This is a genomic window from Paraflavitalea sp., assembly GCF_059502485.1.
Genome location: NZ_JCACET010000008.1, coordinates 2,933,646 through 2,947,961, shown reverse-complemented (window position 1 = coordinate 2,947,961; position 14,316 = coordinate 2,933,646). Strand labels below are relative to the sequence as shown.

Genomic DNA, 14,316 nt, shown 5'->3' with positions numbered 1-14,316 from the left:
TACCGTTTACTACATACGAATGGAAGGAACAGGGTGGTGAAAAAAAGTTTGCAGAGGCTGCGAGTATATGAACGCTCGGTTACTTGCCAACTTGCTGCCTATTGTTGTTCAATCATCAATATCTTTTACCTACCTTCACCGGGCATCTCAAACCCCCTAACATTACAGGCAATTTTATCGACTTACGATCATGGCAAAACAAAGTACGCAAGGGCTTCTCAAAGAAATCTTATCAGACGATATTGAAGATGTATATATCAGCATCACTGAAAAGGCTGTTAACTGGGTGCTGGCCGGCTTTATCGATGAAGCCAATGACCTGCTGGAACAGCTTTGGCAGTTCAAACTCGATCACTCCGGGCATTTATGGCAGACAGATGAGGGGTTACAGATACTGTGGCTGGTTTCGCGTAAAAAGCCTTCGTATGTTCCTTTTGCTTTTAAATTTATCGATCCCATAGAAAAGGAAAACTGGTCGGACGTTTTTTATCCCAAGTATCATGAAAGCTATACATCGACCTTTTTGCATAAACCTTTTGCTGAACTTACAGGTAAGGAGCTATATGTGAAAGCAATTTATGCTGCTTATGAGGGTTCAGCGAACATACCGGATATCGTTGCAGCATTGAAAAGGTTTGCACAAACCGAGCATGCCGGAGGATATGATTTTTTTCATGCAACCACCTGCGGAGCATTATTGGCTGCCGACAATGATTTACGGGATGAGGCGACCTATTTTATCCGTTCATGGGGACAATGTTATCTCGCGCATTGGGGTAACTACATACCTGCGTACCTGCTTAGAAACAGGCAAACGGCCGAAATATTATTAACCGGTATTTTAGCGCCCATATTGAAAATAACGAAGGAGCTTTGTGTGGAGGAAACTACAGCGATCATCGATGCCCTGCGAACAAGACTGGACAGTGGCAGGACGCTGGTGTATAACAATTTATCGTGGGAGGAGCTACTGCATCAGATCTCCACGCGGGCCATCGAGCAAAAGACAACGGATTTCCCGGAGCATATTCTTCAAAGTAAATCACTGAGCAGGCCGCCTGCCACGATGGCTGATATAGCGGCGGCAGAAAGCAGGCTGGGTCATACGCTGCCGGATGATTATAAGGATTTTCTGCTAACGTCTAACGGCTTTGAAGGTTTTAGCGATACAGGGGTTGTGCTTTGCCGGATTGACCAGGTTGTTTTTCTTTCCGCCCTTTCGCGGGAAACGGTGGACATCTGGGCGAATGCCATGGAAGGTGTTGACAATGGCTTTGGTGATAAATTGAGGAGCAGTATCGTTATCGGCGGACTGCGAGAAGAGCAACAGCTTTTATTGATACCGCTGCCTGATGGACAATGGGAATGCTGGCATTTTTCCAGCTGGCGGCCGGGAGAAGTGGTGTATGAAAGTTTTCGCTTTTACATGGAAGAGGAATTGCAGCGATTGGAGGATAATTTTTATACGGATTAAGAACGTAGTAAACTATGACTATACCACAAGCCAAACAGCTCATCAATTTGATGCGGCACAAGGGTATTGTATTTGAACCGGGGTTGTCGGATGCAGAAGTGATAGCTATTGAAGCAAAGTTTGATATCCAATTTCCACCGGACTTAAAGCGTTTTTTTCAACTTGGACTTCCTGTTAATGATCTTTTTTATAACTGGCGTAAAGGGCTGACAGATGATGCAATTGTAGCAACTATCCAGAAGAGAATGAACTGGCCGCTGGAAGACGTATTTATTTCCGCCCGGAACAATGGCTTATGGAGACCGGAATGGGGTAATAAACCAACTGACGCTGAAGAGCGTGTTGTCATAGCCCAGCACCATTGCCTTACTTATCCGAAATTAATTCCAATCTGTGGTCACCGATATATTTCCAGTGAGCCACATGAAAATGGCAACCCCGTTTTTTCGATGCATGGAATGGATATTGTTTATTATGGATTCGATCTGGCCACTTATTTTTCGAATGAGTTTTTTTTCAAATTGAACAGCTCCTTTGAGTTACCTACCCAACCGCGGGAAATAGTCTTCTGGACTTCGCTTGTAAGCTAAGCAGCCTGCTCTATCGTTATTTCTTCTCTGTAGTGGCGTATTGCATCCAGGTACGCAGGGTGCTGCACTTGTTGTATTCGGGTGTTATCATGACGTAATAGGATGGTATTTTGCTGGCGAACCACGTTTCGATGACTTTTTGTTTTTTGATGATCAGGGCTTCGTCGGCAACGCGATCGTAGTCGTCTTTCAAATTTTGACGATGGGGTGCGCTGCGGGTTTTGAGGAACACGATGCGGACTCCCTGTTTTCCACTGGCATCGGTGAATGGGACAGGCTTCGAGAGTTCTCCCTGTTTCATCTTGGTTTGGTCGAGCATCAGCACCAGTTCTTTTTCCAGCTGATCCAATTGTAATAAGGTGGTTCCTTCTTCATTCAGACGGAAGCCGCCGGATAGTTTGGTATCTCCTTCACTGTATTTTGCTACTGCTTCGCCAAAAGTGGCGGTACCAGCGATGATACGGGAGCGGACTGAATCGAGTTTATTGATGCCTTCGTTGATCTCTTTCTCCGTGATCTTGGGAACGCGCATGATGTGGCGGACCACAGCATCATCTCCCGACCTGCTTACCAGCTGCACAATGTGGTATCCTGCTTTGGTTTTGAATATGGGTGATACCTGGCCTTGCTTCATGCGAAAGACCTGGTTCATGAATGAAGGGTCTACAAAGGGATAGTCGGTCACCTTCTCCGTGCGGTTGATGGAGAGCTCCCCTCCCCGCTCTTTCGTGAGCTTGTCTTCGGAGTATAGCCTCGCCAGAATATGGAATTGCTGTTTGCCGCTCTCTACCTGTTTTTTCAGGTCAGTAAGTTCCTGCATTTCCAGCTCTTCCAGCTCACGACCAGCTTTGGGGTATACTACTATCTCTCCTATTTCAACGGCTGATTCATAGAATGGTAGGTTGTCTGTTTTCTTACCGGCAAAGTATGTTTTTACTTCCTGCGGGGTGATCTTCACATTGCCCGTGATCTTCATGCTCAGGCGATCGGAGAGCATTCTTTCTTTGATCGGCTGCCTGAAATCCTGTTTCAACTGGAATATGGAACGACCGGACATATCGACAAGGGCCTGTGGGGAGCCGTGCATTCTGATGAAATACCTGATGCGGTTGTCGATGGCGGCATCCAGTTCGTCGGCGGCTATTTCGATGGAATCTTTTTCGGCCTGCAGTACCAGGGCTTTGAAAGTGAGTAGTTGCTCCATGATGTTGCACTCGTCGTTGTTGTCGCCGGCAGGATCACCGTGGCGGCGCCTGTCGAGGATCTCGTTGCTGACGTCGGACTTCAAGATGATCTTATCGCCCACAATGCCTACGATCTTATCGGCTTCGACTTTATGGGGCGTTTGGGCAATAGCAAGGATACCGGACAGCAGTCCGGGAATGACGGTGTACAAATATTTCATAGCGGGAATATGTAGGCTAAAAGTAGGGGTTGGCTGAGATTGTGCAGCCGGGACAAGCGGTATTTAACAAAAGTTTGGAAGGGGATAAAGTTATACCCGGTCAACCTTTGGGAAACTCACTTTCTTTTAAATGTTTTTTTATCCAATCGTCATAATACTTTACCACTTCACCTCCAATGTTAACAAATTTTTGCTTTGCAGAACTCCATGTTATCCAAAAGCTTTTTTCCGTAGGTTTAGTTGACAAAATATCAGCATATTTTATGTTTAACTTAACCATTACATATGCAGAAAAAAAAGAAGCATGATAGGGGTTGTAAGATGGAGGAGAGGTAGAGCCGAAGCATTTCAGAGATCGATTGGGTTCATAAGGTTCAAGATTGTACCCCGAACCAAAGTCTCGGACACGCTCAGTGTGATCTATTACCCGATCAAGACTATCTATAAACAATGCGATACATGTTGCACTATATAATATTGCAGATCTATTTCCATAATTTTTAGCGCATGCTAATATTTCATAGGAATTGGTGCCTGTCAACTGCCATTTTAGATCATATGTTCTCATTTGAAATACTGGAGCGCGCTCCGCTAACTTCGTTTTTTCGAGATCTACCTGATCCGAAAGGCCTTTTTTGACGATTTTATATTGCTCTACAACCTCTTCATATGCTGCTACCATAGTATCAAGATTACTAAAAACGGAGTCAAGTTTCCGATTGGCTGCATTCGTCTTTTCCTGGTTATCTATTGCATACTTTAATTGTTGAGATGAGTTCGACGCAATTGTATTTATTTTTTCCTGGAAAGACTCGTCGCTAAAATATTGAATAACGAACGAGATAATTGTCATAAACAACCCTACAATAACAAAAACCGCCAAAGTTTTTCGCAATTTTATTTTACTGGTTGCATCAGCATCACCTTTCAGTTGAAGGAAAGCCTGTACAGCCGCACAGACTGCAATTAAAATTGTAAAAACTAACGAAATCATACATTAAGTTTAATCTACTGCCCGGAACTACTAATAGCCGAGCCTTGTAAGCCTAGGCCTAACCCATTTATTACAAAACACCCGCATATTTAAGCATTTGTTTTTCATATTCTAGGATACTCAGTGGCCTCTATACTACCGCAAGTGGTTTGATTTGAGAGCTTAGTAAATTCCTAAATAGCAATTCATACAACGAACAGCCCTTGCAGCACAACCAGTCGAATTCTGTTTTTTTCTCATACTCAGTCAATTATCCAAGGCCATTCGATCACTTCGTGGAATGTAAACACCCTGCAAGGGAAGCAGCATAAGCGTTAAAAAAGGGAGCTTGCGAACAGATAGCTCCCCATGAGGTAACAAATATCAGTTCTTAGCTTTTAAAGCGCCATCGGCGCCGATGAAGAACTCCGGACGTTCACGTAATAGAATATGCTCCGCTGCAGTATTGAGCGGCACTAATTTCTCCTTTCGTTTGGCGTCTTGCAACTGGAAAATGGAGTCAAGGCTTGTGAACTCCACTTCGCTACCGTATACCCGCTCGCCTAAGATGTTCCACAAGTAATCAGTTACCGCTTCCTTCATTTCATAGGTGATGCCCTGGTATACTTCTGCGAAAACGTTTATTCTTACCTTATCCTCACGCTCTGCGGGCGGTGGTTCCAACCAACAGGTTGTGAGATCAATACCCACCTTAAAAGCCTTATCGACGAACAACTCATTTTGAAATAAGAACGGCGGTTGCAAGGCCATGAGCTCCCAGCCTTCTATTGCCGGCGCTTTGGCGATGAATTTATCGGCCATGTTAAAGTATTCCAGCTTACCTCCTGCCGATATAATAAATTTTGAAGGGCCTGTATCCATCCACTGTATAGCATACAGCAGCTTTTTAGAAAATGCGCGAAGATGGGTGTCGACCTCGCGGACCCAATAATCCTGTTCTTTCTTATTCATTTTGTTTGCGGCGAGCAATATGGGACTGTTTAACCGGAACCAAGTCCAAAACTGGTTAACGTATGAAATTGGCATATCGTTTCTTTTAAATGTTCAAAAATGATTGATGGCTGATTATTTCTGTTCGAGCCTGTCATATGTTTCGTCTATATCATAATTGCAATAGATACAAAACTCCTTCAGGGTAATCGGTTGCTCTTTTTCTTTTCCATTTGCTTTACGAACTTTCATCATTAACCCTGTTGCGCCTCCTTTTGAGCGACCGGTTATGAACATTACTTCTTTGTGGCTTATGAATCTATGGTTTTTATTATCGCTCATTGGTATAGGCTTTAGGTTGATGGTTAATATTGGAAGCATCGTTGAAGCAGGGAATGTTCCTGCAGTCGGGGCATGGCAGTTGCACCACGCTACCGAAGCTGTGTAGCATATTATTCATGGATTTGCGTTTTCCTTAATAAAATAATTTGCTTATGGCAGGATTATCCGGCCAGGGGGGCGCATGGGTATAATACCATGCAACCCCGTTGGGGAGCATTAACTTCATCATTACTTTTTTCCTTTTTTGCGTTGCTATAACCAGAGCATAGGAAACTTACGCAGTTATATGGGGGCTAACTGCATAGAAATAGTAACGGGCCAACTGCAAAGTTGGCGGACTGCATAAAATGGTTGGGTTCGACAGCACCAGTTAGGGCTGGCCTCTGTCGTGTGCTCAGGAGAATACTTTACTTACGTTTTTACCAGAATGTGGAGGAGAAATACTTATCTGAACACAAGCCTAGATTGACCTGTATTCATACCAAATCTAATTATTAATTCTAACCGGTTAACTATTTAATAACAAAAAAATCTTATTGCTTACCTCTTTTTTGTCATAAGTCAATGCTTATACATAGCTGTTATTGTTATCGCTCCTGGTATTGAAGCAGGCATTATCTGATCATTATTTGGCAGGCGCCGATACCATTGCATATGCAGCAGGGCAAAACATACCTGATCCTGATCTACAACGGCTTCTACTTCAAGGCAAAGCGGCTGTCGCTGAATAGCTTTCAACGGCAGCAGCGTCAATCTTTTTCCTTCAGTCAATACCATCTTCCCTTCCTTATTTATCGTAATTGCTGACGCTACGATGCGATAGTGGGTTATTCCTTCCGGAGGCTTGAAAGAGCTGGCAGGCTTATGCAGCTGCAAATGAAACTTCCACCGGCAATGCCGGAGATTATAGGTGCTACGATACTGCACATGCTGCATGTCTTTCCATTGTGCGTTTTCATTGAACTCGAAACCCACTAATGCGTCGCCATTTTCCATTAATCCCGTGAAAACCGAATCGGCCTCCTGAAAACCGGGCGGCATCGTTTTTACCAATATTCCGGCAAGTCTACCCGGGCTTTTCTTAAGACCAGTATCCTCAAGGACGGTATTGTTTATTTTTCTTGCCCATTCTATTGCATGCGTAAATTTCGCTGCCTGAGCTCTTGTTCTGGCGAATACCGGATCTTTTTTTACTCTATCGCCTGTGATGCCGATTTTCCTGATCTGCCAGTAGTCGCCTTTGTTCGCTAATGTGACTCCCGGAAGGCAATACTTAGTAACTCGTTTTATTTGTTTTGGTTTCATGGGTTTGTTTTTTGTTGTGTGCAGTTTTTGAAAGAACCGGGTACAAGACCCGGTTCTTTGTGTGGCACTGTGTTGCTTTTGTGAAGACCTAAGCTTAGATCTCTTCGATGACTGCGGGATAGGCCGCAATGACCTGGAGCGGGCTTTGGCCCATACTGGCCGGATATGGCTTTCCATTTACCATTTTTACGAACTCCATTCCTATTATCACGAATACCGGTAAGGTACTGGCGGCAGGAAGTGTCAATGAAAGGGTACTGGATGTTACGGCCGTGCTGTTCCAGGGCAAATTGGCTGTTTCCTGCCTGCTGGTAACTGCGAGCCCCGTTGCAAAATCTATCGCTGCTGCAGCTGCGAAGAAGCTGTAATGGGTGTTACCTTCGGGCATGACCACATCGGCGGTTGGCGTGAGTGCTGGCAAGGTAATAGTGCCTGCACCTGTTGTGCGGTTGAAGGCTACTTCAACCGGCAGCGTAAGCGCCTGCTCCAACTGCACCTGGTTGTTGAGGTTGAAATCGAGCAGCTTGCTGACTTCTCCCAACTGCACCTGCCGGTAGCCAAAGTCGCTGACCGTATCTGACTGCAAGACCAACACCATCTGTTTGATCAGGCGGCTAAATGCGCGCTGATCTGCCGCTTTGGATATTTCGGTAGAGAAGGCTTTTCGAAAGGCTTTCGCTGCCTTGCCTCCGGTGCCAAATTCAAGGCCATTGAGCCTTGTGCGGGTGAACTTAGGGTCGGTGCGGATACGGTCGGCACTGACGCCTCCCTTTTCCCGTGCCAGAAATCCATCTATGCTTTTGTAAAAGCACAGGTCATCTATCGTACCCCTCAGCTTGACGAGGGGGCTTATTTGTTTTGCCATTGTTTAGTTTTTACAAGGTTGGGATTGATTGTTTCGTTGCCCGCGGTGCAACGTTTATAAACAGGTTTTCGCTTTTGCAGCACGGGCGCCAGCTGCCCTGCTGTTTTTGGCTAAAACCGCTTATTTTACCTTACTCCACTATTTGAATACTCTATCCATACTTCTGACATACCGTTGACATACTTCTGCTATACACTATCCCTACAACTGATGCTTTAAAAAATTTTCATTTCCCGTATTCAAACAACGTCGTAATGCAAACGTAGGCTTCAAAACAAGCGACTCCAAATGCGGGCTGCGTTTTTTAGGACAAACCGGGTCAAACAGGGACAAATGAGGACAAATAGAACTCGTTCACTTTATCCTGACTTGTCCTAAAATAACTATACTGATTTTTAGATAATCCTGCAGTAACTATACATCGGTATGATAATCCTGTAGTTACTATACAGGGAAGTTTTCAAAAATAGGGATTAGTTTGTTTACTGGCGGCTTCCTTATGTGAACCTGGCCGCTTTGCAGGGTACGATTTCCATCGTTTCTTTAATGTGCCTTGCAATTGATGAGCGTGTTCAGGAGTTAAAAAGTCACAACTGCCATGTGGCCTTAGTTCATTGTATGCCCTGATACTATCTCTGACCATCTGACAGGTTTGTTCAAAGCCATAAGGTGTACTGTAGAGATTGAATTCTGTTTTGATAATTCCATTCATCCGTTCTGCCAGCGCATTTTCATAAGGATCGCCATTTTCTGTCATGCTGATTGAGATACTATTCTGTTTCAATATTTTAACATACTCTGCACTACAATATTGGGAACCACGGTCTGAATGATGGATCAGAGGCTGGTCTGCATAACGCCGATTGTTGATAGCCATTTGCAAGGCTTCCTGACACCCAAGTGCCGACATGTCTGTGCGCAGGCAATAGCCCACTATTTTGCGCGAATAGCCATCAGTGATCAGGCTTAAATAACTCCATTGACCAGCCATGCGGATATAAGTAATATCGCTCACCCAGAGCTGTTCCGGACGATGGCAATCCTGGTTTTTGATCAGGTTCTCATATTTGTGCATCCAATGTCGTGAGTCTGTTGTTATTACTTTGCGCTTACGCTGGCGGATCAATAGTTTATGGCGTTCCAACAAATCAAACAGGTAGTCACGGCCCACTTCAATCCCATGAGTGGCCAGCTGTGGAGTTATTTTATAATGCAACTTACGGGTACCCAATCTGGGTAACTGCTTTCTTTGTTCTTCAACATGTTGTAAAATAATATCATCCCGGAACACTTCCTGGTTGCGGCGCCAGCGGTGATCATACAGGGCATGGCGGGTTTTGCCAAACAGTGAACATAACTTCCCGATACTCTTCCCGGGAAAATCATGCTTTAATCGTTCGACTGTTTGGCACCAGGCTTTTTTCTGATATTAATTTTAAGCTGTTCTTCTGCTACATCGATGAGGGTATTTAATGCAGCAATCTTTAACTGAGCTTCTTCCAATGCCTTCTGTAAATCCTTTACATCGGCATTAGCGGGTATGTTGTTCTTTTTAGCAGATTTATCCTTCTTCATCAAGGCGTCATTGGAGTCCACAAGATCGACATTTTCCTGTTTGAATTGCTCGATCCAACCCTGAATTGTACTTTTCGCTTTTACACCATAGGCCAACTGGGCTTCCCGGATACTCAAACGGCCACTCACCACTGAGCGCGCTGCTGATCGCTTTATTTCCATACTCGCAGGACCATTACTTCTTGGTCTTGTTATCAAATCGCTATTCCTTAGCCATTTGCGCAACGTAGATCGGTTAAGACCGTATTCAACCTGAGCCAATTGCAGGGGCTTACCATTAAGCACTTCGGTAATCACCTGAGCAATAAACTTTTTGTCATAATTACTGCCAGGTATATACCGGCCAATTAAAATTTTTGACGTCTCTTCTACCATACAATAGTGTTGTTTTATTGTATAGTTATTTTAGGACGGGTCATCCCTGTTTGTCCTCGTTTGTCCTTCTCTGTTCTTTTTGGCACAGTAGCGATTTGGAAAAGGGGTATTTGTGTTTGTAGGTTTGTCAAACGCGTTAGTCATGACAACGTATCTACTTCATTAAAAAATCTAATTACCATGTGTGCAAAGAAAGAAAAGGATATACCGTCAACTTCTATAGGCAGAGAGTTGGCGAAGGAGTTTGCCAGTGCCGGCAACGGTACACGATTAATTTTTACCGCGCTTCATGTATTATTAAAAGAAAGCGCCAAAGAACATCAACTGAGCGGCAAGCTCACTGCAAGGCTGCTGCAGGTGGCGCAAAGCGACCCCATCAGCGATCTCGGTAAACGCTCATTAAGCAAGGGAGATCTTCGCCTGCTTGAAGGGTTCGACTTCTATCTGAAACGACCACTATTGCGTCATCTGCCCGGGATGCCGGAGGTAAAAGTTGACCGACGAACGGGAAAATGCTACATCACTCTTACTGAGTTTATGCCTGCGGAATGGCTGCCCAGTAATTGCTCAGCATCGCATATCACTATCAAGGCAGCAGCCACCGCACTCGATTTCGAGCTGGAACGCTTTACCACTTTTACCGGTAACAGTGTTGCTCTACCTGTTGACAAAAGCACAGGGGTATCATTTGGGTTTGATGCTCCGAAAGGCTCTTCCTTACCTATTGTGGTTGTAGTGGGCGTGCAATTTGAACAAGTAATCAACGGTAAATCGTATCCTATGGCAGGCCGTTCGCTCATGGTAGCTCATGTGGACATGTCGCACACTGACTTGTGGAAGCCTGTACAGAAAACAGCAGTGGAAGAACCTAAAGGCCGTAAAAGGCTGGCAAAGGTTGTCAGATAAATTCTTTAGCTGTTACAGCGGATGTGGCCAATCTGCGTAACGGTTAAATATGGTTATTCGTTGCAACGGAGACTTTGATCAGTAGCCATTGTACTGTGTTTCCAGCTGTGGTTCTTCTGCCAGCGGAGTGCCTGCCGGATGCCGGATGATGCTTAACCATTCTTATTCATTTTAAAAATCCATGTTCTTATGAGTATTCAAGAAAGAATGACAAGCCCTACCCCGCCCTTCTTTGCGAAGTTGCGCAACTGGAGCCTTATCCTGGCGGCCGTGAGCGGTGCCATCCTTGCTACTCCGATCGCTTTACCGGCGATCGTGGTGAAGGTGGCCGGCTATGTAGCGGTTGCTGCCGGCGTAGCCAGCGCCGTGAGCCAGGCCGTGACGGCACCGAACCAGGAAGGATAGCTCCCGTTTTGATCCCGATCCTTTGAAAACCGCCCCTTGCATGTGTAACAGCGTGCAGGGGGATTACCGGAGGGTTGAAGGGTTAACAGGTTGAAAAGTTGAAAGGGGAAAAACATTCTTTCGTCTCTCGTCCTTTAGTCATAGGATTTCAGATTTAGTATCGGGCCTGGATTTCTATCCGGGCTCTTTTTTATATCTTCACGCTGAACCTTACACTTTACGCATGGACAAGTTTGAGTACAAAATTTTAAACATCTCCAGGACGCATTTGAAACGTGAATCTTTTCAGGAGGAATTGATGGCTACGTTAAATAAGCTTGGTGAAGAGTCGTGGGAGCTGGTCAATGTAGAAGGTCTTAACGAGGGCTCTATCTTTTGGAAAGTGGGAGAAACAGTTGATATCTTGTTTCTTTTCAAGCGAAGGAAGGCGTAACAATCTTCTATAAAATCGTTTGTCAACATGTTTAAGTTTTTAATTCTATCCATTTCAGTGTTTGCTTCTTTAGTGGGTCGTGGGCAAACTGCCTTGACTGTACCACAAGTTGATAGTATTGTTGCAGCCATCGACGCTAATACTTTGTCAGCCAGTTATAACAGGGTTGACAGTGCACAGCTATCTTCTACAACACGGCAAGCCGTTATTTATTCTTACAAAAAGCTAAAGCGCACCGGACAAATAGAAAAAATTGAACGAATAGGAAATGGAACATGTAGCAGCAAAGAGACATATTACTTTTTCAATGGCAAACTTATAAAAGCCGTTGTTAAAATGTCTTGTAATGGTGAGTTAACCTGGGACAGCGAACTTTATTATCACAACGATACTGCTTTTGCCCAAAAAGACAAAGCAGCAGTACTTCATGGTCCTGTATTTAAGGAAACTGCCTATAATGATAGGAAAAGGATCATACAACTGGAAGAAGAAAAGCAATAATCGCTTATTTTTACATTCATGAGGATGTCTCCAACACGATAATACTTCTTCTTTTTAGCTCCCGCTTATGGATGCTGCAGGCGTAGGTCTGCTTATTTTCTATTCTCTTATTCCTCCTTTTAAAATTGTACTATCATGAAAGAAGTATTAGACAATGCTCAGATTGCTCATTTTATCCATAAAGGTTTTGTTCGTATAGATCATGCTTTTGATCCTCAGTTGGCAGCGGCAGCACGCCGGATATTGTGGAACGATATAGATGCTGATGCCAACGATCCATCTACCTGGACGAAGCCTGTTGTGCGGCTGGGGATGTATACGCAAGCACCTTTTGTAGAAGCTGCGAATACGCCTGTGCTACATGGGGCATTTGACCAACTCGCAGGCGCCGGGAAGTGGCAGCCGTGTACAAGTATGGGTACTTTTCCCGTACGTTTTCCTTCTCTGCAAGATCCGGGCGACACGGGCTGGCATGTGGATGCGTCTTTCCCCGGTGATGATGCTTCCAATTATTTCGAATGGCGCATCAACTGGCGGTCGAAAGGCAGGGCGCTGCTGATGCTGTTCCTCTTTTCCGATGTGGGTGAGCTGGATGCGCCTACACGTATCAGGACCGGATCGCACATCGATGTGGCGGCTCTACTACATCCTGCCGGGGAGGCAGGGCTATCGTTTATGGAGCTGGCCGGGCGGTTGTCGTCGCTGCCTGCGCGTGAGGAAGTGCTGGCTACTGGTAAGGCAGGTACGGTGTACCTATGTCATCCTTTCCTGGCGCATGCTGCGCAGCCGCATCATGGAACGGAGCCGCGGTTTATGGCGCAGCCGCCGTTGGGAGCCAAGAGGGAGTTTATGTGTGGAGAAACACTTAGTCCAGTGGAGATGGCGATAGAGTTGTCACGTTCTTTGCTTTGACCTTTTTGCTTACGCAATGGTTTCGCGCTGCGCGCGGGGCTTTTTTGTCACTTTCTTTGATTCTCTGCGATCTGCGCAGTTATTGTCACTTTCTTTGCCTTGATGCAAAGAAAGTAACCAAAGAAAAATCAAGTCAGGCCCGATCGCTCCGCGCGGCCTGACTTGCCTACACCTCTCCAAAGTTTAGCTTTGATTATTTGTTATTGGCAGCAAGCCACTTTTGATGTAACAACATGTCTTTGTTTAGGGCATTCTCGCTTGACAAGCTTAACACCACGTTTCCTTTCTTTTTACCTGACTCTACGTAGTGGTGGGCTTCGATGGCTTCGTCGATTGTAAAGACTTTGTCGATCACTGCCTGGTAAAGGCCGCGCTCATATAGGTCTTTGAGGCATAGTAATTGTTCTTTTGTTTCGGAAGCATATTCCAAGCCACCCACTGTTTTAAAGACTCCGTCAGACGGTTTTAGAAGGTGGGCGCACTGCTTTTTTGTATATTTTCCTGATGCGTCGAAAATGATATCGAACTGCCTGTTTTGTTTTGTAAAATCTTCTTTATCGTAGGCGATGGTGTTGGCTACGCCTAACCTGTTGACCAGCTCCATGCCAGCGCTACTGCAAACGGCTGTTATGGCAGCATTGTAAGACCTGGCTATTTGTATCGCAGCTGTGCCTACGGAGCCGGTGGCCCCAATGATTAGCACCTGTGGGTTTGCCCATTTCTTTATACCGGCTTTTTCGAGGAAGTAAATGGCGGTTTGTGCGCCGAAGGGCATTGCAGCGGCTTCTGCAAACGAAGCACTTTCAGGTTTCAACACTATATTGCCTGTTTCTTTTATCGTAGTATATTCTGCATGGGCGCCAAACTGAAAGCCAGTGAGCCCAAAGACCTCGTCGCCTGTATTGAAGCGGGTGACCTCTTTTCCTGTTTGCTCCACTATGCCTGCAAACACAGTACCCAAGACAGGCTTCCGGGGTTTCTTCCACCCCAATACCAACCGCATGATGACTTTCATAAACCCCTCAACAGACAGGCCCCGAACTCTTACATCGCCCGAGTTGACGGATGCAGCTATTATGCGGATGAGGAGTTCATTGTTTTTGGGGACAGGCTTTTTAATATCAGTAATGCTTAACACTTCCGGCGGGCCGTATTGTGTGCAAACCACGGCTTGCATCGTTTGTCTGTTATGATTATCCAGCATAGATGGGTAAAGGTTACAGTGTTCTTTGCGAATGAATATTTGCAAAGGTTAATGATAGCCGGGCTATAAAACGTTCACTTAAGGTAAGAAATGGAAGGAG

At 45.2% G+C, this 14,316-nt stretch carries 17 protein-coding genes; 7 read left to right on the top strand and 10 right to left on the bottom strand.

Features of this window, described 5'->3' with window-relative positions; translation table 11 throughout:
- The first annotated feature begins 190 nt into the window (after positions 1-190).
- Both AC5JBY_RS14460 and AC5JBY_RS14455 read left to right on the top strand, forming a co-directional pair.
- A complete protein-coding gene (locus tag AC5JBY_RS14460) occupies positions 191-1,474 on the top strand; it encodes an SMI1/KNR4 family protein (RefSeq protein ID WP_495905316.1) in 1,284 nt (427 codons plus the stop codon).
- A 50-nt stretch (positions 1,475-1,524) separates the two neighbouring features.
- Entirely contained in the window at positions 1,525-2,064 is a 540-nt protein-coding gene (locus tag AC5JBY_RS14455) for an SMI1/KNR4 family protein (protein ID WP_495905315.1), read from the top strand.
- A gap of 16 nt (positions 2,065-2,080) precedes the next feature.
- On the opposite strand, the gene AC5JBY_RS14450 is transcribed toward AC5JBY_RS14455, so the two are convergent.
- The 9 genes from AC5JBY_RS14450 to AC5JBY_RS14410 form a co-directional block, all read right to left on the bottom strand.
- Entirely contained in the window at positions 2,081-3,469 is a 1,389-nt protein-coding gene (locus tag AC5JBY_RS14450) for a peptidylprolyl isomerase (RefSeq protein WP_495905314.1), read from the bottom strand.
- Between the two features lie 100 nt (positions 3,470-3,569).
- Entirely contained in the window at positions 3,570-4,463 is an 894-nt protein-coding gene (locus AC5JBY_RS14445; protein WP_495905313.1) for a hypothetical protein, read from the bottom strand.
- 363 nt (positions 4,464-4,826) lie between these two features.
- The gene (locus AC5JBY_RS14440) at positions 4,827-5,414 is read right to left on the bottom strand and encodes a hypothetical protein (protein WP_495905312.1); all 588 of its coding nucleotides are present in this window, start codon (positions 5,412-5,414) and stop codon (positions 4,827-4,829) included.
- 114 nt (positions 5,415-5,528) lie between these two features.
- Positions 5,529-5,735, bottom strand: a complete 207-nt coding sequence (locus AC5JBY_RS14435) for a hypothetical protein (RefSeq protein WP_495905311.1) — start codon at positions 5,733-5,735, stop codon at positions 5,529-5,531.
- On the bottom strand, positions 5,725-5,853 hold the full coding sequence (locus tag AC5JBY_RS14430) for a hypothetical protein (RefSeq protein ID WP_495905310.1): 129 nt from the start codon (positions 5,851-5,853) through the stop codon (positions 5,725-5,727). The genes AC5JBY_RS14435 and AC5JBY_RS14430 overlap by 11 nt, the downstream gene beginning before the upstream one ends.
- Before the next feature lie 443 nt (positions 5,854-6,296).
- Complete coding sequence (locus AC5JBY_RS14425) at positions 6,297-7,040, bottom strand: hypothetical protein (RefSeq protein ID WP_495905309.1); 744 nt, start codon at positions 7,038-7,040, stop codon at positions 6,297-6,299.
- A 94-nt stretch (positions 7,041-7,134) separates the two neighbouring features.
- Positions 7,135-7,905: a hypothetical protein gene (locus AC5JBY_RS14420; protein ID WP_495905308.1), complete on the bottom strand. Its 771-nt coding sequence runs from the start codon at positions 7,903-7,905 to the stop codon at positions 7,135-7,137.
- Between the two features lie 460 nt (positions 7,906-8,365).
- Positions 8,366-9,271 (bottom strand): IS3 family transposase, encoded by a 906-nt coding sequence (locus AC5JBY_RS14415; RefSeq protein WP_495905590.1) that lies wholly within the window; start codon positions 9,269-9,271, stop codon positions 8,366-8,368.
- Positions 9,272-9,294: 23 nt separating this feature from the next.
- Positions 9,295-9,855 carry a hypothetical protein gene (locus tag AC5JBY_RS14410; RefSeq protein WP_495905307.1) on the bottom strand — a complete coding sequence of 187 codons (561 nt, stop codon included), beginning with the start codon at positions 9,853-9,855 and terminating at the stop codon, positions 9,295-9,297.
- 180 nt (positions 9,856-10,035) lie between these two features.
- Between AC5JBY_RS14410 and AC5JBY_RS14405 the strand changes: the two genes are divergently transcribed.
- From AC5JBY_RS14405 to AC5JBY_RS14385, 5 genes are all read left to right on the top strand, one after another.
- Positions 10,036-10,761 carry a hypothetical protein gene (locus AC5JBY_RS14405; protein WP_495905306.1) on the top strand — a complete coding sequence of 242 codons (726 nt, stop codon included), beginning with the start codon at positions 10,036-10,038 and terminating at the stop codon, positions 10,759-10,761.
- A gap of 189 nt (positions 10,762-10,950) precedes the next feature.
- Positions 10,951-11,166 (top strand): hypothetical protein, encoded by a 216-nt coding sequence (locus AC5JBY_RS14400; protein WP_495905305.1) that lies wholly within the window; start codon positions 10,951-10,953, stop codon positions 11,164-11,166.
- Between the two features lie 223 nt (positions 11,167-11,389).
- Positions 11,390-11,599, top strand: coding sequence for a DUF4177 domain-containing protein (locus AC5JBY_RS14395; RefSeq protein WP_495905304.1), 210 nt, complete (start codon positions 11,390-11,392; stop codon positions 11,597-11,599).
- 27 nt (positions 11,600-11,626) lie between these two features.
- Positions 11,627-12,100, top strand: a complete 474-nt coding sequence (locus tag AC5JBY_RS14390) for a hypothetical protein (RefSeq protein WP_495905303.1) — start codon at positions 11,627-11,629, stop codon at positions 12,098-12,100.
- A gap of 135 nt (positions 12,101-12,235) precedes the next feature.
- A complete protein-coding gene (locus AC5JBY_RS14385) occupies positions 12,236-13,012 on the top strand; it encodes a phytanoyl-CoA dioxygenase family protein (protein ID WP_495905302.1) in 777 nt (258 codons plus the stop codon).
- A 193-nt stretch (positions 13,013-13,205) separates the two neighbouring features.
- On the opposite strand, the gene AC5JBY_RS14380 is transcribed toward AC5JBY_RS14385, so the two are convergent.
- A complete protein-coding gene (locus AC5JBY_RS14380) occupies positions 13,206-14,216 on the bottom strand; it encodes an NAD(P)-dependent alcohol dehydrogenase (RefSeq protein WP_495905301.1) in 1,011 nt (336 codons plus the stop codon).
- Positions 14,217-14,316: the final 100 nt, after the last annotated feature.